At 72.2% G+C, this 20320-nt stretch carries 15 protein-coding genes; 6 read left to right on the top strand and 9 right to left on the bottom strand.

Annotated elements, in window-relative coordinates; all coding sequences use genetic code 11:
* The 4 genes from GV126_RS24890 to GV126_RS24875 all read right to left on the bottom strand — a co-directional run.
* On the bottom strand, window positions 1–944 hold a 944-nt coding region (locus GV126_RS24890; RefSeq protein WP_201299871.1), incomplete at its 3' end, for a hypothetical protein.
* Window positions 945–957: 13 nt separating this feature from the next.
* Entirely contained in the window at window positions 958–1254 is a 297-nt protein-coding gene (locus tag GV126_RS24885) for a DUF4193 domain-containing protein (protein WP_003997302.1), read from the bottom strand.
* A gap of 418 nt (window positions 1255–1672) precedes the next feature.
* Window positions 1673–2905 carry a sensor histidine kinase gene (locus GV126_RS24880; protein WP_159670791.1) on the bottom strand — a complete coding sequence of 411 codons (1233 nt, stop codon included), beginning with the start codon at window positions 2903–2905 and terminating at the stop codon, window positions 1673–1675.
* 6 nt (window positions 2906–2911) lie between these two features.
* Window positions 2912–3565, bottom strand: a complete 654-nt coding sequence (locus tag GV126_RS24875; protein WP_028424348.1) for a response regulator transcription factor — start codon at window positions 3563–3565, stop codon at window positions 2912–2914.
* A gap of 463 nt (window positions 3566–4028) precedes the next feature.
* On the opposite strand from GV126_RS24875, the gene GV126_RS35890 reads away from it, so the two are divergent.
* Window positions 4029–4202 (top strand): hypothetical protein, encoded by a 174-nt coding sequence (locus tag GV126_RS35890; protein ID WP_185948182.1) that lies wholly within the window; start codon window positions 4029–4031, stop codon window positions 4200–4202.
* Window positions 4203–4298: 96 nt separating this feature from the next.
* Here the strand turns inward: GV126_RS35890 and GV126_RS24870 are convergent, their stop codons facing one another.
* Both GV126_RS24870 and GV126_RS24865 read right to left on the bottom strand, forming a co-directional pair.
* Window positions 4299–5105: an inositol monophosphatase family protein gene (locus GV126_RS24870; protein WP_159670788.1), complete on the bottom strand. Its 807-nt coding sequence runs from the start codon at window positions 5103–5105 to the stop codon at window positions 4299–4301.
* 8 nt (window positions 5106–5113) lie between these two features.
* Window positions 5114–6241: a ferrochelatase gene (locus GV126_RS24865; RefSeq protein ID WP_159670785.1), complete on the bottom strand. Its 1128-nt coding sequence runs from the start codon at window positions 6239–6241 to the stop codon at window positions 5114–5116.
* A gap of 126 nt (window positions 6242–6367) precedes the next feature.
* Between GV126_RS24865 and GV126_RS24860 the strand changes: the two genes are divergently transcribed.
* Together GV126_RS24860 and GV126_RS24855 are read left to right on the top strand one after the other, a co-directional pair.
* Complete coding sequence (locus tag GV126_RS24860; protein WP_159670782.1) at window positions 6368–7606, top strand: MFS transporter; 1239 nt, start codon at window positions 6368–6370, stop codon at window positions 7604–7606.
* Window positions 7566–8885, top strand: coding sequence for a D-arabinono-1,4-lactone oxidase (locus tag GV126_RS24855; protein WP_159670779.1), 1320 nt, complete (start codon window positions 7566–7568; stop codon window positions 8883–8885). The genes GV126_RS24860 and GV126_RS24855 overlap by 41 nt, the downstream gene beginning before the upstream one ends.
* On the opposite strand, the gene GV126_RS24850 is transcribed toward GV126_RS24855, so the two are convergent.
* On the bottom strand, window positions 8809–9786 hold the full coding sequence (locus GV126_RS24850) for a hypothetical protein (protein ID WP_236570096.1): 978 nt from the start codon (window positions 9784–9786) through the stop codon (window positions 8809–8811). The genes GV126_RS24855 and GV126_RS24850 overlap by 77 nt on opposite strands.
* 491 nt (window positions 9787–10277) lie before the next feature.
* On the opposite strand from GV126_RS24850, the gene sepH reads away from it, so the two are divergent.
* The gene (gene sepH, locus GV126_RS24845; RefSeq protein ID WP_159670776.1) at window positions 10278–11300 is read left to right on the top strand and encodes a septation protein SepH; all 1023 of its coding nucleotides are present in this window, start codon (window positions 10278–10280) and stop codon (window positions 11298–11300) included.
* 304 nt (window positions 11301–11604) lie between these two features.
* Here the strand turns inward: sepH and GV126_RS24840 are convergent, their stop codons facing one another.
* The gene (locus GV126_RS24840) at window positions 11605–12456 is read right to left on the bottom strand and encodes a sulfurtransferase (RefSeq protein WP_159670774.1); all 852 of its coding nucleotides are present in this window, start codon (window positions 12454–12456) and stop codon (window positions 11605–11607) included.
* A 331-nt stretch (window positions 12457–12787) separates the two neighbouring features.
* Here GV126_RS24840 and GV126_RS24835 point away from each other — a divergent pair, with 331 nt between their 5' ends.
* Together GV126_RS24835 and GV126_RS24830 are read left to right on the top strand one after the other, a co-directional pair.
* Entirely contained in the window at window positions 12788–13624 is an 837-nt protein-coding gene (locus tag GV126_RS24835) for a VOC family protein (protein WP_159670771.1), read from the top strand.
* A 244-nt stretch (window positions 13625–13868) separates the two neighbouring features.
* Window positions 13869–16604 (top strand): TIR domain-containing protein, encoded by a 2736-nt coding sequence (locus GV126_RS24830; protein WP_159670769.1) that lies wholly within the window; start codon window positions 13869–13871, stop codon window positions 16602–16604.
* 39 nt (window positions 16605–16643) lie between these two features.
* Here GV126_RS24830 and GV126_RS24825 read toward each other — a convergent pair whose 3' ends face one another.
* On the bottom strand, window positions 16644–20159 hold the full coding sequence (locus GV126_RS24825) for a HelD family protein (protein ID WP_159670766.1): 3516 nt from the start codon (window positions 20157–20159) through the stop codon (window positions 16644–16646).
* Window positions 20160–20320: the final 161 nt, after the last annotated feature.

The following is a 20320-nucleotide window of genomic DNA, read 5'->3' as shown; positions in this document are numbered from 1 at the left end:
GGGGTGCCGGGCTCCGGCAGCGGCAGCGGGTTCTCGGGGGTCTCCAGGGCGGGCAGCTCGGGCAGCCTGTCCCAGGGCACCTGGATCTTGCGCAGGTCCTCGCGGACGCGCGCGGCGAGCTTCTTGGTGTCGCGCCGGTTGACGACGGCGCCGACGGCGGCGCCCACCAGGAACGGCATCAGGTGCGGCAGGTCCCGCACCATGCGTTTCATGATCTGCTGGCGCAGCCGGCGTTTCATCTGGCCGCCGAGGGCCGTGTCGAAGGTCGTCGGTTTCAGCCCGTCGATGCCGCGCTCCCCCGACCAGGAGGACAGGGACGCGGCGCTGCGGGCCGCCCGATTCCCGGGGGGCCGTACCCCGTAGACCTCGTGCAGCTCGGCGATCAGTTTCAGTTCGATCGCCGCGATACCGGTGATCTCCGCGGCGAGTTCGGTCGGCATCGCGGGCGGCACGGGCAGCATCGCCGCCGCGCCGACGCCCGCTCCGACGGTGGACGAACCGGCGGCCGCGCCCGCGACGAGCTTGTCCGCGAGTTCCTCGGGGCCCAGGCCCGGGAACTGCCGACGCAGCGTGGCGAGGTCCCGTACGGGGACCCGGGGGGCGATGTCGATGATCCGGTCGGTGAGGTGCCCCAGCGCGGCCCTGGCGCGGCTGGGGGTGCGGTGGACGCCGCTGCGGGTGGCCTCGGCCGCCCGGCTGCGGATCGCCGCCGCTCTGCGCCGGGCTGCGGGCGCGGGCCGTACCGCCGGGGCGGTCGGTTCACCGCGCCCGGGCACCTGGTCGAGCGGGGCCGGTCCCGGCGTTGCTTGCGCATCCGTCCCTTCGGACGGCCGGGACGGTCCCCGCTCGCGGTCACGCGCGCCGTGAGAGCCGTCGAGCGACTCCGGGTGGTCCGCTCCCCTGCGGGGGAAGCGGCGCTTCCAAGGAGGGGTCGAGCCGGTCACGGCCGACCCTGCCTCAGTCGCAGTCGCGGCAGATCGGCTGGCCGTTCTTCTCACGGGCCAGCTGACTGCGGTGGTGCACCAGGAAGCAGCTCATGCAGGTGAACTCGTCCTGCTGCTTGGGCAGCACCCGGACGGCCAGTTCCTCGTTGGAAAGGTCGGCGCCGGGCAGCTCCAGGCCCTCGGCGGCCTCGAACTCGTCGACGTCCACCGAGGAGGTCGACTTGTCGTTGCGCCGGGCCTTCAGCTCTTCAAGGCTGTCCGAGTCGACGTCGTCGTCGGTCTTGCGTGGAGTGTCGTAATCGGTTGCCATGTCGCTCTCCCCCTCTGGGTGTCTGCGGTGTCTCCAGCGCACGTAACGCGTGAGAGGCCGGTCTTGTGCCCGACCCGAGGCGGAGATTTTGCCTCACATCAAGGTCTGTTACTCAATCGACACCCAACCGGACTCCTCAAGAGTGATCGGCTTGGATGGCGATGGGGACCGTACACGGTGCGAACACCGCACTTCAAAGCGGTCTCACCGTGTACTTCCCGTGATCTCGACCCCTGAAAACCCGGACTTTCCCGTCATTTCTCCACGTCTCACGATGACGCAGAGTAGATGGCCGGAAATCCGTGCATGTGATCGATCACACAGGAAGTGGTCGCGACGTCCCACCGGAAATTCCGCGCAGAGCGAACATTCCGGTGCGTCGCCCCCCATGATCTCAGACCGGGCCGGGTGCCCGCGGTCAGACGGGCAGCGTGACGCGCATCACCAGCCCACCGCCCTCGCGGGGTTGGGCCGAGATGTGCCCGCCGTGCGCACGGGCCACCGAGCGCGCGATGGACAGCCCCAGGCCCACGCCCTTGTCGCTGCCCGTGCGCTCGGTGCGCAGCCGCCGGAACGGCTCGAAGAGGTTGTCGATCTCGTACGCCGGCACCACCGGCCCGGTGTTGGTGACCACCAGGACCGCCTGACCGTGCTGCACGTCCGTCGTGACCTCCACCCAGCCCTTCTCCGGCACGTTGTACCGCACCGCGTTCTGGACCAGGTTGAGCGCGATCCGCTCCAGCAGCACGCCGTTGCCCTGGACCACGGCGGGCTTGCGCGTGCCGCGGATCGTCACGTCCTTGGCCTCCGCCTCCGCGTGCACCTGGTCGATGGCCTGGGAGGCCACCTCCGCCAGGTCCACGGGCTTGCGCTCGACGATCTGGTTGTCGCTGCGGGCGAGCAGCAGCAGGCCCTCGACGAGTTGCTCACTGCGCTCGTTGGTGGCCAGCAGCGTCTTGCCGAGCTGCTGCAGCTCCACGGGGGCGTTCGGATCGGACAACTGCACCTCCAGCAGCGTCCGGTTGATCGCCAGCGGGGTGCGCAGCTCGTGGGAGGCGTTGCCGACGAAGCGCTGCTGGGCGGTGAAGGCCCGCTGCAGCCGCTCCAGCATGTCGTCGAAGGTGTCCGCCAGCTCCTTCAGCTCGTCGTCCGGCCCGTCCAGCTCGATGCGCCGGGACAGATCGGAACCGGCCACCGCGCGGGCGGTGCGGGTGATGCGGCCCAGCGGCGACAGGACCCGGCCGGCCATCGCATAGCCGAAGGCGAAGGCGATCACGGCCAGGCCCAGCAGGGCCAGCAGCGATCGGCTCAGCAGGTCGTCCAGGGCGTGCTGGCGCTGCTGGTTCACGCACGCGTTCATCGCGTTGTTGAACTCGCTGGGCGAGGCCTGGTCCGGCAGATTGCAGATGGTGCTGGTGACCTTGCCCTCGACGATCTTGAACGGCAGGTCGCTGCCGGCGTTCAGCGCCTGCGCGGCCAGCAGGTAGATGATCGACAGCAGCAGGATGCCCGCGATCAGGAACATGCCGCCGTACAGCAGCGTCAGCCGTATCCGGATGGTCGGGCGCAGCCACGGGAAGGGCGGCTCCGGCCGGCGCGGATCCCAGGTGGGCTTCGGGGGCGCCTGAGGCGGCGCGGGAGTGGCGGCCACCGGGCATCAGATCCGGTAGCCGGAGCCCGGCACGGTGACGATCACCGGAGGCTCGCCCAGCTTGCGCCGCAGGGTCATCACGGTGACGCGCACCACGTTCGTGAACGGGTCCGTGTTCTCGTCCCAGGCCTTCTCCAGCAGCTGCTCGGCGGAGACCACCGCGCCCTCGCTGCGCATCAGGACCTCCAGCACGGCGAACTCCTTCGGCGCGAGCTGGACCTCCCGGCCGTCGCGGAACACCTCGCGGCGGTTGGGGTCGAGCTTGATCCCGGCACGCTCCAGCACGGGCGGCAGCGGCACGCTGGTGCGCCGGCCCAGGGCCCGCACGCGGGCCGTCAGCTCACTGAACGCGAACGGTTTGGGCAGATAGTCGTCGGCGCCGATCTCCAGTCCCTCGACCCGGTCGCTGACGTCGCCCGAGGCCGTGAGCATCAGCACGCGGGTCGGCATGCCCAGCTCGACGATCTTGCGGCAGACGTCGTCGCCGTGCACCAGCGGGAGGTCGCGGTCGAGGACGACCACGTCGTAGTCGTTGACGCCGATGCGCTCCAGGGCGGCCGCACCGTCGTACACGACGTCGACGGCCATGGCCTCCCGGCGCAGTCCGGTGGCCACCGCATCGGCGAGCAGCTGCTCGTCCTCGACGACGAGTACGCGCACGTCGCTTGTCCTTCCTGTGTCCGCCCGGCGCGGCGCCTTCAGGGCGCACGCGGGCAGGGGTCTGCATGGGTGTGTGTCTTCCATCCTGCCCTTTTCGGCCATAAGTCGGCAGTAAGGCGGGGGGCGGGCGGCCCGCGGGAGCGGCCCCGGACGTTCCCCGCGTCCCCGCCCCGGACGGGAGACCGCCGGGGCGGGGACGCGGGGAATGCCGAATTTTCTCGTGCGGTTGAGGTTTCCGCGGGAGGGAGTGTGGGGAGGACGGCTTTACACCCCGCGATCACGCTCTGCATGTGCCGCACGACCATGCGGTACCCCGCGATCACCCGCAGAGTGGGCGTGGGTGTCCGGCACCGTCGCCGCCCGGCCAGGGCAGCGGCTGGGCACCTACTGGAGACGTGATCGCCCCTTCCGAACGGCACACCCCCGTGCCACCGACCCACGACCCAGGACGAGGGGGCGCAGCATGGACGCATTCACCGCAGGACTTCTGCAGCGCATAAAGGCGACCGAGTCCGACCTGACCCGGGCTCGTGACGAGGGCGACGACTTCCTCGTGGAGGTGGAGCTGGGCGAACTCGACGACCTGCGCCGCCTCGCCGCCGAACACGGTGTGGAAGTCGGCGCGTCCGGCGTCTGACCAGCCTGTGCGGCCGCGCGCACGCGAAACCCCGGCAGATCCAGCTGCCGGGGTTTCGCACGTCCAGGGACCGGCCCGGCGGCCCGGGCGGTCGCCTCAGGCCCCGAAGTCCGCCAGGAGCCGCTGGAGGGGCTCGAAGACGCCGGGGGTGGCCGCGAGCGTCAGCTCCGGGGAGACCGGCCGGCCCGGGTGGCCGCCGGTCAGGGCGCCCGCCTCGCGGGCGATGAGGTCGCCCGCGGTGTAGTCCCAGGGGTTCAGGCCGCGCTCGTAGTAGCCGTCGAGGCGGCCCGCGGCCACGTCGCACAGCTCGATCGCGGCCGATCCGCCGCGCCGGATGTCGCGCACCAGCGGGAGCAGGCGGCGGGCCACCTCGGCCTGCTCGGTGCGGACCTCGGCCACGTAGCTGAAGCCGGTGGCGACGAGGGCCTGGTCCAGGGGCGCGGTGGGGCGGCAGCTCAGCTTGCGCTCGCCGGCCCAGGCGCCGGTGGCCCAGGCGCCGCGGCCGCGCACCGCGTGGAAGGTCTCGCCGCGCATGGGGGCGGCGACGACGCCGACGACGGCCTGGCCGTCCTGCTCGGCGGCGATGGAGACGGCCCAGGTGGGCAGGCCGTACAGGTAGTTCACCGTGCCGTCGAGCGGGTCGATCACCCAGCGGATGCCGCTGGTGCCCTCGAAGGAGGAGCCCTCCTCGCCGAGGAAGCCGTCGTCGGGGCGGCGGTCGGCGATCAGGTCGGTGATCGCCTTCTCGGCGGCGAGGTCCATCTCGGTGACGACATCGACCGGGCTGGACTTGGTGGCGGCCACCGCGAGGTCGGCGGGGCGGCCGTCGCGGAGCAGGTCGCCGGCCCGGCGGGCGGCCTGCAGGGCGAGCTGGAGCAGTTCCGTGTGCAGAGCGTCGGTCACGGGATTCCTCAGGCGTAGGGGCTGTCGGCGCCCGCGGCGGCGGGACGGGGGGCACGGGCCGGGCAGCAGCCGGCCGGGCAGACGTGGTGGCTCGCGCCGAGGGCGCCCAGGGCGCAGGGGGTGACCTGCTGCCCGCGCTCGACGGCGGCGCGCTCCACGATCAGGTCGCGGATGGCGGCGGCGAAGCGGGGGTCGTCGCCGACGGTGGCCGAGCGGCGCACCGGCAGCCCCAGCTCCTCGGCCTTGGCCTTGGCCTCGGTGTCGAGGTCGTAGAGGACCTCCATGTGGTCGGAGACGAAGCCGATGGGCGCCATGACCACCGCGGGGACGCCGGCGGCGTGCCGCTCCTCGAGGTGGTCGCAGATGTCGGGTTCCAGCCAGGGGATGTGCGGGGCGCCGGAGCGGGACTGGTAGACGAGCTGCCAGGGGTGGTCCACGCCCGTGCGCTCGCGGACGGCGTCCGCGATCAGCCGCGCCACGTCCAGGTGCTGGCGGACGTAGGCGCCGCCGTCGCCGTGCTCCTCCACGGGGCCGGAGGTGTCGGCGGCGGAGGTCGGGATGGAGTGGGTGGTGAAGGCGATGTGGGCGCCGTCGCGGACGTCGGCCGGCAGGTCGGCGAGGGAGGCGAGCACACCGTCGATCATGGGCTCGACGAAGCCGGGGTGGTTGAAGTAGTGGCGCAGCTTGTCGATCCGCGGCAGCTCGAGCCCTTCGGCCTCGAGGGTGGCGAGGGCGTCGGCGAGGTTCTCGCGGTACTGGCGGCAGCCCGAGTAGGAGGCGTAGGCGCTGGTGGCCAGGACCAGGATGCGGCGGTGGCCGTCGCGGACCATCTCCCGCAGGGTGTCGGTGAGGTACGGCGCCCAGTTGCGGTTGCCCCAGTAGACCGGCAGGTCCAGGCCGTGGTCGGCGAAGTCCTTGCGCAGGGCGTCCAGCAGGGCGCGGTTCTGGGCGTTGATCGGGCTGACCCCGCCGAACAGGAAGTAGTGCTGCCCCACCTCTTTGAGGCGTTCCTTGGGGATGCCGCGCCCGCGCGTCACGTTCTCCAGGAACGGGACCACGTCGTCCGGCCCCTCCGGGCCGCCGAAGGAGAGCAGGAGCAGGGCGTCGTACGGGGTGACATCGAGCGCGTCTGGCATGTCTCGATCCTGCCATCCGGCACTGACGGGCGAGATCCCGACCCGCATGGGCACGTGCGTCGGGGTCACCTCGGTCGTAAGCTGTATCGGCCCTGTTAGCGCCTTACCGCCCCTCCCGGAGACCCTGTGCCCAGCCCCTACCGCGCCCTGTTCGCCGCCCCCGGCTCCAAGGGCTTCTCCGCCGCGGGGTTCCTCGGCCGGATGCCGCTGTCGATGATGGGCATCGGCGTGGTCACGATGATCTCCCAGCTCACCGGGCGCTACGGGCTGGCGGGCGCGCTGTCGGCGACCATCGCGCTGGCCGCGGCCGCGCTGGGCCCGCAGATATCCCGGCTGGTCGACCAGTACGGGCAGCGCCGGGTGCTGCGGCCGGCCACGCTGGTCGCCCTGGCCGCGGCGGCGGGGCTGCTGCTGGCGGCCTACTTCCACTGGCCGGACTGGGTGCTGTTCGTGTGCGCGGCCGGGATCGGCTCGGTGCCGTCGCTGGGCGCGATGGTCCGGGCCCGCTGGGCGGCGCTGTACCGGGGCACCCCGCAGCTGCACACCGCCTACTCGTTCGAGTCGGTGGTGGACGAGGTCTGCTTCATCTTCGGCCCGATCGTCTCCATCGGGCTGTCCACGGCCTGGTTCCCGGAGGCCGGTCCGCTGCTGGCCGCGTGCTTCCTGGCGGTGGGCGTCTTCTGGCTGACCGCGCAGCGGGCCACCGAGCCCGCGCCGCATCCGCGCGAGCACCACGGCGGCGGCTCGGCGCTGCGAGCGCGCGGGCTGCAGGTGCTGGTGGCCACCTTCGTGGCGACCGGATCGATCTTCGGAGCGGTCGACGTGGTGACGGTGGCCTTCGCCGACGAGCGGGGGCACAAGGGCGCCGCGAGCGTCGTGCTCGCTCTGTACGCGGCGGGGTCGTGCACCGCGGGCGTGCTGTTCGGGCTGCTGCGGCCCCCCGGGCCGCCCGCCCGCCGCTGGCTGCTGGGCATCTGTGCGATGGCCGTGAGTATGATCCCCCTCCTACTGGTCGGAACCCTGCCGTTTCTGGCCGTGGCGCTGTTCGTCGCGGGCCTGTCCGTCGCTCCCACCATGATCACGACGATGGCCCTCGTCGAGGAGCACGTACCACGCGCGCACCTGACCGAGGGCATGACCTGGGTGAGCACCGGGCTCGCGGTCGGGGTGGCGCTGGGGTCGTCGGTGGCCGGATCGGTGATCGACGCGGCCGGCGCGCGGGCCGGGTATGGGGTCCCGGCGGTGTCCGGGGCGGTCGCGGTCGTGGTCGGTTTCCTCGGTTACCGCCGGCTCGGCAGGCCGGCTCCGGGTCGGGGAGGCACCGTTGGGCAGCACAGCGAGCGGGAACAGCGGCACGTGGCGTAACTGGGGCGGGAACGTCACCGCGCGTCCCGCGCGGGAGGTGACACCGGCCTCGGTGGAGGAACTGGCGGCGGCGGTACGCCGCGCCGCCGAGGACGGACTGCGGGTGAAGGCCGTCGGCACGGGCCACTCCTTCACGTCCATAGCCGCCACGGACGGCATGGTGATCCGCCCTCATCTGTTGACCGGGATCCGCGGCATCGACCGCGCGAACATGACGGTCACCGTTGAGGCCGGGACCCCGCTCAAGAGGCTCAACATGGCCTTGGCGCGCGAGGGTCTGTCCCTGACGAACATGGGCGACATCATGGAGCAGACGGTGTCCGGGGCGATCAGCACCGGCACCCACGGCACCGGCCGCGACTCCGCCTCGATCGCCGCCCAGATCAAGGGCCTGGAACTGGTCACGGCGGACGGCTCGGTCCTGACCTGTTCCGAGAAGGAGAACCCGGACGTCTTCGCGGCGGCCCGCATCGGCCTCGGCGCGCTGGGCGTCGTCACGGCGGTCACCTTCGCCGTGGAGCCGGTGTTCCTGCTCACCGCCCGTGAGGAGCCGATGCCGCTGGAGAAGGTGCTCGCGGAGTTCGACGAGCTGTGGGCGGAGAACGAGCACTTCGAGTTCTACTGGTTCCCGCACACCGGCAACACCAACACCAAGCGCAACAACCGCAGCGCCGGCCCGGAGAACCCGGTGGGCCGGTGGGCCGGCTGGTTCGAGGACGAGTTCCTGTCCAACGGCGTGTTCCAGGTGGCCAACTGGGTCGGCCGCGCGGTGCCCGCCACCGTTCCGGCGATCGCCCGGATCTCCAGCCGGGCGCTGTCCGCCCGGACCTACACCGACATCCCGTACAAGGTCTTCACCTCCCCGCGCCGGGTGCGGTTCGTGGAGATGGAGTACGCCGTCCCGCGCGCGGCGCTGCCCGAGGTCCTGCGCGAGCTGAAGGCGATGGTCGACCGTTCCGGGGTGCGGGTGAGCTTCCCGGTGGAGGTGCGCACCGCGCCCGCCGACGACATCACCCTGTCCACCGCCTCCGGCCGCGACAGCGCCTACGTCGCGGTCCACATGTTCCGCGGCACCCCCTACCAGCGGTACTTCACCGCCGCCGAGCGCGTCTTCACCGCGCACGAGGGCCGCCCGCACTGGGGCAAGATCCACACGCGGGACGCGGCGTACTTCTCCGGGATCTATCCGCGCTTCGGCGAGTTCACCGCGCTGCGGGACCGGCTGGACCCTGAGCGCCGCTTCCAGAACGACTACTTGCGGAGGGTGCTGGGGTCGTAGCGGGCGGGACGGGCGCCGGCGTCGTCGGGCCGGTTCCGGTGCCGTCCGTGCCCGCGGTGCCGTCCGTGGCACCGCTGCCGTCCGTCCCCGGTGTCCCGCCGTCGCCGCTCGGGGATCCGTCGCCGCTGGGGTCGGGGGTGGGCGTGGGAGTGGCCGTCGCACCGCCGTCGCGGCCGGCGTCCGGGCTCCGACCCGAGTCCGTGCCCCCGCCCGGTGTGGCCGTCCCGCCCGCGCCGGGGCCGGTCGTGGAACCGTCCGACGGCTGCGGGGTGTCGTCCCCGGAGGGCGTGGAGGACGTGTGGTGGCCGGTCACGACGTTGCCGACGGTGGTGCCGTGGCCGCCGCTGAAGCTGTCGCCCGAGACCAGTTCGTAGACGGTGATGCCGCCCATGGTGACCCCGAAGACCAGGGCCGCCGCGACGACCGGCCGCTTCCAGGCGCGCCTGCGCGTGCGGTACACGGTGGGCTCCGTGTACTCACCCGGTGCCGGCCGGGTCCCGCCGTCGGGGGCCTGGACGAGCGTGGGGGCCTGGGTGGGCGCCTGGGTCGTGGCCGCGGTGCGCCTCATGGTGGCCGTGGGGGTGGGAGCGACGGCGGGCCGCGAGGCCGTCACGGTGCGCAACTGCTCCCCGGTACGCCGGAAGAAGTGCTGGAAGACCGGGCCGCCGCAGGTGGCGATCACACTGACGACGCCGGCCCCGAGGATCGTGCCGTACACACCGAAGTACGAGGCCAGCTTCGCGGCCACCACCGCCGCCAGGGCACTGCCGGCGACCTGGGGCACGTTCAGGTCGATGCGCCGCTTGCGCACCTCCTGTCCTGCGCCCGGCCGTCCCGCGTCCGGCTGTCCCGTGTCCGGCACCGTGCTCGGTGCGTCACCGGTGTCGGGTCTTCCTCGCATTCCCGGACCTTGCCTGCCTTTCTCGTACATGACCATGATCTTCAGGACGTGACCGTCCGACTGCACGAGAAGGGGACGTACGGACGAAACCGTTAGTTCCGTTTCTGGCGATTACGTGAAGTACGCCACGTTCATGATCGAGAAAACGGGTCAGGGACGGCCAAGTCCCACCCCTTGCCAGAAGTTGGGCGGCGCGCCAATCCACGCACGTGGTCCAAATGGAGTACTGTTGCGAGCCCTGGGCCCGGTCTCCCGCCAGGGTGCACGGGACCATGCTGGACCGCTGGGAGGGGGCTGGTTGCACAGGGTGACGGAGTTGGTCACTGAGCGTGGTGAACAGGTAACCGTGCCATAACGGCGATCCAGGGCCCGCGCCCGACACGCCGGGCAACTCGGCAAGGTTGTGGCAGGCTGCACCCGGGCAGGCCACACTCGACAGAGCGGAAGCAGCGACGCACGTGACGTCGGCAGGCACCACCCGGGAGGTCCCCATGCCCGAACTGCGTGTCGTGGCCGTCTCCAATGACGGCACACGGCTGGTGCTGAAGGCTGCGGACTCGACGGAGTACACGCTTCCGATCGACGAACGCCTGCGCGCCGCCGTGCGCGGCGACCGTCCCCGCCTCGGCCAGATCGAGATCGAGGTCGAGAGCCATCTGCGCCCGCGCGACATCCAGGCGCGGATACGAGCAGGCGCGACCGCGGAAGAAGTCGCCCAGATGGCCGGCATCCCCGTGGATCGCGTACGCCGCTTCGAGGGCCCCGTGCTCGCCGAACGCGCCTTCATGGCCGAGCGCGCCCGCAAGACCCCCGTCCGCCGCCCCGGTGAGAACTCCGGTCCGCTGCTCGGCGAGGCCGTCCAGGAACGGCTGATGCTGCGCGGCGCCGAGCGGGACACCGTCCAGTGGGACTCCTGGCGCCGCGACGACGGCACCTGGGAGGTGCTGCTGGTCTACCGGGTCGCGGGCGAACCGCACTCGGCGAGCTGGACCTACGACCCGCCGCGCCGCCTGGTGCAGGCGGTGGACGACGAGGCGCGCGCCCTGATCGGCGAGTCCGACGACCTCGGGGTGCCCGAGCCGACGTTCCCGTTCGTGCCGCGCATCGCCCGGCTGCCGCGCGAACGCACCTTCGATCGGGACCGGGAGCGTCCGTCGCTGCCCTCGCCGGTGTCCGAGCCGTCCGAGGACGGCGCCGGTGAGCGCGACTCGCTGACCAGCCTGCTGGAGGCGGTGCCGAGCTTCCGCGGTGACCTGGTGGTGCCCGAGCGCACGGAGTCCCCGGAGGAGCCCGAGGAGGAAGCGGCGGTGGAGGAGCCGCCGGCCCCCGCGGCCTCGGCCGGGTCGGCCTACGCGGACGTCCTCATGCCCCGTTCCGTCGGCGGGCACCGCGACCGCCTCATCGGGGCCACCGACCGCCAGGCCGAGGCCGACGGCGTCCGCCCCGGCCGCCGGGCCGCGGTCCCGAGCTGGGACGAGATCGTCTTCGGCACCCGGCGCAAGAAGCAGGAGTAGAAGCGGGAGCAGGGCACGAGCGGGAGCAGAGGCGGTACGGCCGTTGCCGTCGTCCGCGGGCCGCTCCCGTCGCTGTCCCACGGGAGCGGCCCGCGTGCCGGCGCGGACCACCGCCCGGACACTGCGGGCCCGGACCGACCGGGACCCGGCTACTGCGGGTGCGGGCCGTCCGCCGTCCGACTACCGCGGATCCGGACGGACCACCTCCCGACTATCGCGGATCCGGACGGAACGCCTTCCAACTACTGCGGGGCCGGACCGTCCACCGCCCGACTACTGCGGGGCCGGACCGACCACCGCCCGACTACTGCGGGTCCGGACCGACCGCCACCGGCCGGGACGGGTCCGAGGACCACTCCGACCAGGAACCGGCGTACAGCGCCGCCGGGATGCCCGCCACGGCCAGGGCCAGCACCTCGTGCGCCGCGGACACGCCCGAGCCGCAGTAGACGCCCACCTGCGCGCCGTCGGTGGCGCCCAGCGCCTTGAACCGCGCCTGCAGTTCGGCCGCGGGCAGGAGCCGGCCGTCCGCGCCGACGTTGTCGGTCGTCGGCGCGGAAACGGCCCCCGGGATGTGGCCGCCGACCCGGTCGATCGGCTCCACCTCTCCGCGGTAGCGCTCCCCCGCGCGCGCGTCGAGCAGCAGCCCCGAGCGCGCCAGCGCGGCGGCCCCGTCGGCGTCCAGCAGCGGCAGTGCGCCCGGTGCCGGGGAGAAGTCGCCCTCGGCGGGCCGGGGCACCTCGGTCTCCAGCGGTCCGTCCCAGGCCGCCAGGCCGCCGTCCAGCACCCGTACGTCGGGGTGCCCCGCCCAGCGCAGCAGCCACCAGGCGCGGGCCGCCGCCCACCCGTGCCCGCCGTCGTAGGTGACGACCGGCCGGGTCGCGCTCACGCCCGCACGGCGCATCGCGGCACCGAACTCCTCGACGTCGGGCAGCGGATGGCGGCCCCTCACGCCCGGTGCCGCGGCCAGCTCCCGGTCGAGGTCGACGAAGACGGCGCCGGGGATGTGCCCGGACGCGTAGGCGGCGCGCCCGTCGAAGGGCGGCTCGCCCGCCGCCTTGGCCACGCTGAGCTGCCAGCGCACGTCGAGCAGCACCGGCGGGTTCGGCCCCGCGAGCGCGCTCGCGAGTTCGGATGCGGAGATGATGGCGTTCATGGCCCCCATCCTTGCGCACGGGGTGGCCGCCGCGTCCAGGTCCGACTACTCTGCTCGGCCGGGCAGCTCCGATCACGACGTGTACGGGATCGGACACGTGCTGTACAGCCGATCGCCATCGATCGGCAAGGGGACCGAAACGGACAGGAAACCGCACACCGGGCATCCTCCGGTCGGACGGCGCTCTGGGCGGCGCGGGCGGGACGGAGACCGCCGGACCGCGGGTTCGGGGCCCGGGGAGCGGAACCGAGGCGGCCACCACGCGGGGCCGGGACGAGCACATGCGGCCGAGAAGGCCGGGACGAGCACAAGGGGCCGAAAGACAGTGACGATGACCGAGGCACCGCAGCCGGCGGACGACAGCGGCGAGGCACACGCGCGGTACACGCCCGGCACACCCTGCTGGGTGAGCCTGATGGTGCACGACGTGGCCGCGGCCCTCGACTTCTACGGGGAGCTGTTCGGCTGGGAGTTCGCACCCGGCCCCGTTCGACTCGGCCCCTACGTACGGGCCCGGCTGGACGGCCGGGAGGTGGCGGGCATCGGCGCCCTGCCGCCGGACCGTCACCTGCCCGTGGCGTGGACGCCGTATCTGGCCTGCGACGACGTGGACCTGGCGGCCGAGGCGGTGCGGCTGAGCGGCGGCACGGTCGGCGTGGGTCCGCTGGACGCGGACGCGGCCGGGCGGCTGGCGATCGGCTCCGACCCCTCGGGCGCGGTCTTCGGCCTGTGGCAGGCCGCGGCGCACCTCGGCACCGCGGTCAGGGGCGTGCCGGGCACCCCGGCCTGGAACGAGCTGCGCACGTTCGAGACGGCGAACGTCGCGAAGTTCTACGCCGGCCTGTTCCGGTACGAGGAACGGCGCTCCGAGGCCGGCGCGGCGGACCGCGTGCCCGGCTCGTCCAGCTCGTCCGGGGATCACGTGACCCTGTGCCTCGACGGCCGCCCGGTCGCCGGCATCCGCGGCCTCGGCTCCACCCTGCCGCGCGAGCGGGGCCCGCACTGGATGACGTACTTCGACGTCACCGACGTAGACGGCACGCTCGACCGCCTGGCGGGCCTCGGCGGCCAGGTCCTCGCCCCGGCCCGGGACACCGAGCGCGGCCGGGTCGCCGTGGTCGCGGACCCGGAGGGGGCCCGGTTCGCCCTGCTGGAGCGGGCGGGCTGACCGGGCGAGCCGACGGGAGCACGGGGCAGCGGCGGCTCGTGGTCGAGCAGGTGCACCCGCTGGTCGTAGCCATGTCGGGTGTGCTGTCGAGCGGCGGTTGCCCCGGCCGGTGGGACACCCTCCGGAGGGCACCGCTTGACCGCTATGCTCAGGCGCGTCGTGACCCGGTTCCGAGGTGGGTGGGCCGCCTCCGCGGAAGCGCTCGGTCCTGGGCGTCGGCGGGAAGAGGACGGGGGCTCACACCGTGGTCGACGTATTCGTCAACTACCGTACGCTCGACAGCGCGTACGTGGCGGCGACCTGTTACGAGTTGCTGAGCGCCGAATTCGGCCCTGAGCGCGTGTTCCGCGACTGCGTCTCCATCCGGCCCGGTGACAGGTACCCCGACGCCATCAGGCAGGCGCTGGAGGAGGCCCGGGTCCTGCTGGTGCTGATCGGCCCCCAGTGGCTCGCCCCCGATCCCTCGGCGCAGGACGGACGGCGTCTGATCGACGACGAGCAGGACTGGGTCCGGCGCGAGATCCGCCGTGCACTGGCCCGCGACATCCCCGTGATCCCCGTGCTGCTCGACGGTGCGCGACTGCCCGGTGAGGAGCAATTGCCGTCGGACATCAGGAAGTTGTTCTGGCATCAGGCGCTGACCGTCGGGCACCGCACGCTCGGTGACGACGTACGGCGGCTCGCGCGACGCATCGAGGAACTGGTACCGGAACTCGGCCGGTCGCTGCCGCCGTCCGGCATCGACGCGGACCCGCGTCCGCAGGCCGGCGCGATCGTGGACGAGGCCGCCCACACCCTGCGGACGCAGGTCCGGGACCGTATCCGCGCCGAGATCGGACGGCGCGAGCTGGAGCGCCCCGTACCCATCCCCGTTCGTTGGTCCGTCACCGAACGCCCCGTACGCACCCGTGCGGCCGCTCTGGACAGCAGTGGCCTGCCCCATGAGGGTGACCTCGCGCACCTCGCCCCGTTGACACAATACTTCCGCGGAGCGGGCCGTCGACAGCTCGTCGTGCTGGGCGCGCCCGGATCGGGCAAGAGTGTCCTCGTTCTGCTGCTCACCGGGGCGCTGCTCGACACGTGGCAGCCCGGCGATCCCGTTCCGGTCCTGCTGCCGCTGTCGACCTGGCGACCGGCGGTCGACCTGCCGGAGTGGATGGCCCAGCGCATCGTTGAACTGAGCCCGCAGCTGCGGCGCCGGTTCGGCAGGTCCATGGCGGCACGGCTGATCAGCGAGCGCAGAGTGCTGGCCGTGCTCGACGGCCTGGACGAGTTGCCGGCCTCCCTGCACGCCAGGGCCGTCAAGGCGATCGAGGCGGCAGCGGCGAAGGACATGCCCCTGGTGCTGACCTGCCGCGCCGACGAGTACGAGACGACGGGGACGCGGACCGGTGAGCGGCTCACCAAGGCCGATGTGGTGGAACTCGCACCGGTGGAGCCGGACGACGCGCTGGACTACCTCACGGCTGCGAGCGCGTCGGGCGACGACCGCTGGGACGAGGTCTTCGCCGTCCTGCGTGACGACCCCCGGCAGGTGCTGGCCGAGGTCCTGTCCTCTCCGCTGATGCTGCATCTGGCGCGAACGGCTTACCAGGCGCAGACCTCAACGCCCCGCAGGTTGCTGGAGTTCCGGACGCGGGCGGCGGTCGAGGCGCATCTGCTGGAGCGCTACCTCCCCACGGTCTACGGTGAGCCGTCCGCGCGCCGTTACGGGGCGGACCGGGCCGCTCGGTACCTGCGCCTCATCGCACGCCAGATGCAACGAGACGGCACGTTCGACTTCGCCTGGTGGCAGATCAATTCCTGGGTCACCGGACCGCTGGTGGGCCTTGCCTTCGGTTGCGTGTGGGGCTGGTTCTTCCACCGGTTGCTCGGTGCGCCGGCGGGCGTGCTGGCCGGAGTCGTGACGGGGCTGGTGACCTTCGGCGCCCATGCGAATGTCCGGTCGGAGCTGAGACAGGTCTACGTCGCGGAGGACGCCCGGTACGGGCCGAGGGCCACGCTTCCCCGCTATCTCGTCATCGGCGTGCTCACCAGCGTCGTGGTGGCCTGTGTGACGGGGTCTTATACACACCTTCCCCCGCCGACCCCCCGCCTGGCACTACGGGGGGATCGTCGGAGTGTCGGCCGGCTTCGCCACGATGCTGGGGTCGGCGTGGGGGTCCTACCAGGTGTCCCGTACGTGGTTCTGGCTCACCCGCCGGCTTCCGCCTCGGCCGATGGCGTTCCTCGACGACGCCCACCGGCGTGGGGTGCTGCGTCAGACCGGGGTGACCCACCAGTTCTTTCACGCCCGGCTCCAGGAACAGCTCAGCGGTGCGGTCCAGCCGTCCACACGGTCGGTCCACGAGGCGTGGAAGGGAACCGGAGCACTGAAGTTCGTCCTCCCCCTCGTGACGAGCGTCAGCCAGATCGTAGTCGCCGCGTTTGGACTCGTGGGGACGGTCGTGTTCTACGTGCATCAAACGACCCAGGTGGAGCTCTACGTGCGCGCCGGGGATCAGCCCGGGATCCGCAGCCACGTGCCGTACTGCCAGAGCCCCGACACGCCGTGCGCCCTCCCCGTCGCTGTCGATACCTGGGTGTGGAACGTCCCGACAGGAGCGACCAGGCACGCGACTCTTGGCCCGGTGGGCGCCGGCAGCGGCCCCGTCGTCCGGTGGGACGGCGAGGTCGGGGCCAGTGGCTGTGCCCAGGCCGCCGTCGAGGTGACGCTACGGATAGGGAACGACGCGACGGCGACGTTCACGCTGCGCGACAGGGGCTCCTGGAAGGTGCCGCTGGACGAAAAGGCGCCTCTGACGCATCCGATCCGGCTGAAGCACCAGACGGTCTCCGTTTCCTTGCGCAGACTGGACGAGCAGCCGTGCGACCTCGCTGTCGAGTGGTCACTGCCCGGAATGGTCAAGGACAGCTTGGAGCCCGTACGCAACCGGCTCGGCATCCCTGTGCCCTCGGCCGCCTCATGAACGCCTCGTGACCGCCTCGGCCGCCGCCGCCCCGGCGGCTCGGCCGGCCGTCACCCCGCCCCGAGGGCCGCCTCCGCCTCGCTGCCTTCCCAGCCGTCCGTGGTGCGCCAGACGACATCGACCGTGAAGACGTCACGGAGGCAGTCGGCGGACCAGGGCTGGGCCGGGGGCTCGCAGAGCACGAGGTAAAGGCGCTCCGCCTTGGTCGGCAGGGTGTGGCCGATCTCCAGAAGCCGGGCGGCACCGGCACGAAGGTCGGCGTGGGAGGTCCGGCCGGAGCCGAGGACCTCGTAGAGGGCGAGGCCGGCGCCGGTGACGCAGCTGACGTCGACGATCGGCGTGGTCTCGGGCTGCAGGTCCGCACGCAGGAGTGCCGCCATCAGCTCATGCCGCACCGCCTCGTGGGTCTTGCAGGTGCGGTCGGCGACGGCGGCGGTTTCCAGGTGCCGGGCGAGGTCCGCGGCCGACTGGACCGTGTGCGGGGTGGGGGACATGCTGTCGGGCTCCTCGGGCTGCGGGCGCTGCGGCTGCTGTTCGGTGGGCTGGGACGGCTCGGGGTCTTGAGGCTGCTCGGTCGACTGGGCCTGTTCGATGCGCTCGTCGTCCTCCGGAAGCGCATCGGCGTGCGCGGGCCGGTGCTCGGGGGCCGGCTCCTCCACCCCGGTCTCCTGCTTCGGCTGCTCCGCGCCGGTGGCGAGTCGCTGGGCCAGCGTCCGCCGTGCTTCCTCCAGGGCGTCGGCCCAGCCGCTGCGGGCCAGCTCGGCACGGAACACCTCCGGATGGAAGGTGGCGGACTTCAGGGCGTGGTTGGTGCTCACCGCCAGGTTCTGCAGTCGGCTGAGGGCCGCATGGTCGGGGCAGCCGAGGACACGCCACACGTCCAGCCAGTCGTGCTGGTCGAGTGTGAGGCAGCGGGTGGCCATGCCCTTCAGTTCCGAGATCCTAGCTCGGCTGGTGCCAAAGATGTCACCCCGGCTCAGTTCCTCGATCACCTCAAGAGCGTCCCGATAACGCCTGAGCATGGTCGGGGACATGGGCAGACGGCCGAAGTCGTCGGCGGTGACGAACGTGGCGTTCGCTGTGTGCCGCAGCACCCACACGTCCAGCTCTGTTCCGACGGCGGGTGCGACGGCATCCTTGCGCACGGCCAGGTAGAGCGGGCGGTCGGCGGCGTGCTCGACGAGGGCCTCGGCCTTGTAGCGGCCGCCGTTGACGGAGACCACCCGCACCCGGAGGTCCGTGCCGATCGCGAGGGGGCGGGCCTTCTCCGGGTCATGGCGATCGCGGGTCATGGTCGGCTCGGTGTGGCCGTCGGTGCCGATCAGGGCTGGCGGCAGAGGAGTGGAGTGCACGATGGTCAGGCTTTGGGTGCTGCGGGTCAGGGCGATGTAGAGCAGGCGTAGTCCAGCCGGTTCGTCACCGGCGATGGCGGACGGTTCGACCACGAGAACATGGTCGAATTCCAGGCCTTTGGCGTGCGAGGCCGGGAGCACCGTGATGGCCTGACGCTCGTCGGCTGCGATGTCGTCCGCCTCGGCGAGCCGGCGGGTGATCTCGTCCGCGGCTTCGAACACATCGGGGACGATGACGGCCACGGACCGCAGACTCTGTCCGTCGGTGGTGCCGATCAGGTCGCGGACGCGGGCGACCGTCTCGCGGGCGAGTGCGTCGGGTCCGGTCTCGACCAGCTGAACGGCCTTGTCACCTGCTGCGCGGACTGCCTGGGGGTAGGGCAGCGTGGGAGCGACCGCTCGGGCCAGCGGCGCGGCGAACCGCATGATCTCGGCCGGCACTCGATAGCTCGTGTTCAACTCGGCCAGGCGGCAGTCCCCGTTGTCGGCGAGCAGCATGCCGAGGCGGTCCCAGTCGGTGTAGGCATGCGGGCCGGTGGCCTGGGCCAGGTCGCCGAGAACGGTCATGGAACCACTCGCCGCGAGACGACGCCGGAGCGACCGCGCCTGCATGGGCGTCAGGTCCTGGGCCTCGTCGATGATGATGTGCCCGTAGTGACGGGGCGTCTCTCCGGTGATGAGGTAGCGGAGTTCTTCCAGGCAGACCCGATCGTCCAGTGTCCACGGTTCCTCGTCCGCCTTGGCCGCGCGGGGGCGGTGCAAGGCCGCCTGCTCGGCCTCGTCGAGGACACCCCCGGCGCAGGCTCGCAGCAGCTGCGGCGAGTCATAAAGGGTGCGCAGGGCTTCCGCTGGGCTGGGGGACGGCCAGATGCGCTCCACCAGGCGTTCGACGCGCCGATTGCGCTCCAGTTCACGGCGGATCGTGTGGTCGCGGCTGCGGCGCGGAGCGACGGCAACGAGTTCCCGCAGCAGCAGGTCGACGACCCGGCCCCGGAACCGGTCGCGGCGCTCGCGGTACGATCCGCCGCCCTGCCGAACCTCCTCCAGGACGGCGGTGATCTCCGAGCGGGCCACCCGCAGGGTCGTGCCGGCGGCCGTGACAGCGAACGCGGGCTCGTCCCCCTCGAAGGAAGGGGCCGTGGTGAGGTCGTCGAGGGCGGCCGGGCGGTAGTCGCCCTCGACGCGCCGCCGCAGCACGGCGGCCATGCGCTCGTCGGACTTCACCAGCCGGGTACGGGCGCTGTCGGTGCCTCGGACGTCGCCGTCCCACAGGCGGGACAGCTGCACGGCGTTGACGTCCCGGGTGCCGAGGGTGGGCAGGACCTGGCCCACGTAATCGAGGAACCTTTGGTGGGGACCGATGACCAGGATGTCCCGCGCATGGAAGTGGTCGTTGTTCACCAGCCATGTCACGCGGTGCAGACCGACCGCGGACTTACCGGTTCCCGGACCGCCCTGGATGACCAGGATCTCGGAGGGAGCGCCGGTGACCAGGGCCATCTGGTCGCGCTGGATCGTCTCGACGATGTCCCGCATGCGGCCGCTGCGCGAGCGCAGGAGGTCCCGCAGAAGCAGCTCGTCGGGCCGCTGGGGCTTGCGCCGCTGGATGTCCGCGATGTCGCCGGGAGTGGGAACCGGTCGACCGGCCGTGTGGCGCCCGGCGTTCTCACCCCGCGTGATCGGTTCGGGCACGTTGGCCGGCTGCTGCGCCGTCCGCGCTCCGGTGCGCGGTCCGGGCACGGTGTTCCGCGCACCGGGCGCGGCCGGGGCCGCAGCGGCGAGCGCGATGTCGTCGGTGTAGTCCTGCACCACACGCTGCGAGCAGATCAGGCGACGCCGCAGCACCACCTCGCCCGGTGCTTCCGGTGACGCGTCGAACCACTTCTTGGCCAGCTCGTTCGTCCAGTTCACGACCACCTGGTCGTGGGCCTCGTCCCAGACCGTGCGCCGCCCGACGTACCAGGTCGCGATCCCTTCGCGCGGATCGCGGGCGTCGACGCGGCCGATGACCAGGCTTTCGCCGCCCAGGCCGTCGTAGGCGGCGGCCTGTTCCTCGGCCTTGATGCGGTTGGCAACGCCGTCCTTTCCGCTGGCCGACGCCTTGGCCACGGATGTGCCGCTCATCCGGGCCAGCCGGGCTTCGTAGCAGTGGTAGGCGAAATCCACCTTCTCCTGCTCGTAGGCGATGACTTCATCGTGCGCGGGCACGCCCATGTGTGGTCCCCTCCCTCGCGGCCCCGGGCCGCATCGGACGCTGCACGTCCGATCTGTTCACAGAATTACCACGCCGTGTGCGTTGCGGGTGGGCGCGGTAGGGCTCTCGCGGTCCCGTGATGCCCGCCCTCACCGCCCACCCGTGTCGCTCCACCGGCCTG

Source organism: Streptomyces mexicanus, from assembly GCF_902506575.1.
Lineage (GTDB): Bacteria > Actinomycetota > Actinomycetes > Streptomycetales > Streptomycetaceae > Streptomyces > Streptomyces mexicanus.
This window is presented reverse-complemented; position numbering and strand designations above follow the sequence as displayed.

Excerpts from the sequence above, each read along its gene's own strand:
- GV126_RS24885 (WP_003997302.1), bottom strand. The coding sequence starts at position 1,254 with ATGGCAACCGATTACGACACTCCACGCAAGACCGACGACGACGTCGAC.
- GV126_RS35890 (WP_185948182.1), top strand. The coding sequence starts at position 4,029 with ATGGACGCATTCACCGCAGGACTTCTGCAGCGCATAAAGGCGACCGAG.
- GV126_RS24865 (WP_159670785.1), bottom strand. The coding sequence starts at position 6,241 with ATGCCAGACGCGCTCGATGTCACCCCGTACGACGCCCTGCTCCTGCTC.
- GV126_RS24850 (WP_236570096.1), bottom strand. The coding sequence starts at position 9,786 with ATGCGAGGAAGACCCGACACCGGTGACGCACCGAGCACGGTGCCGGAC.
- sepH (WP_159670776.1), top strand. The coding sequence starts at position 10,278 with ATGCCCGAACTGCGTGTCGTGGCCGTCTCCAATGACGGCACACGGCTG.
- GV126_RS24840 (WP_159670774.1), bottom strand. The coding sequence starts at position 12,456 with ATGAACGCCATCATCTCCGCATCCGAACTCGCGAGCGCGCTCGCGGGG.
- GV126_RS24835 (WP_159670771.1), top strand. The coding sequence starts at position 12,788 with ATGACCGAGGCACCGCAGCCGGCGGACGACAGCGGCGAGGCACACGCG.
- GV126_RS24825 (WP_159670766.1), bottom strand. The coding sequence starts at position 20,159 with ATGGGCGTGCCCGCGCACGATGAAGTCATCGCCTACGAGCAGGAGAAG.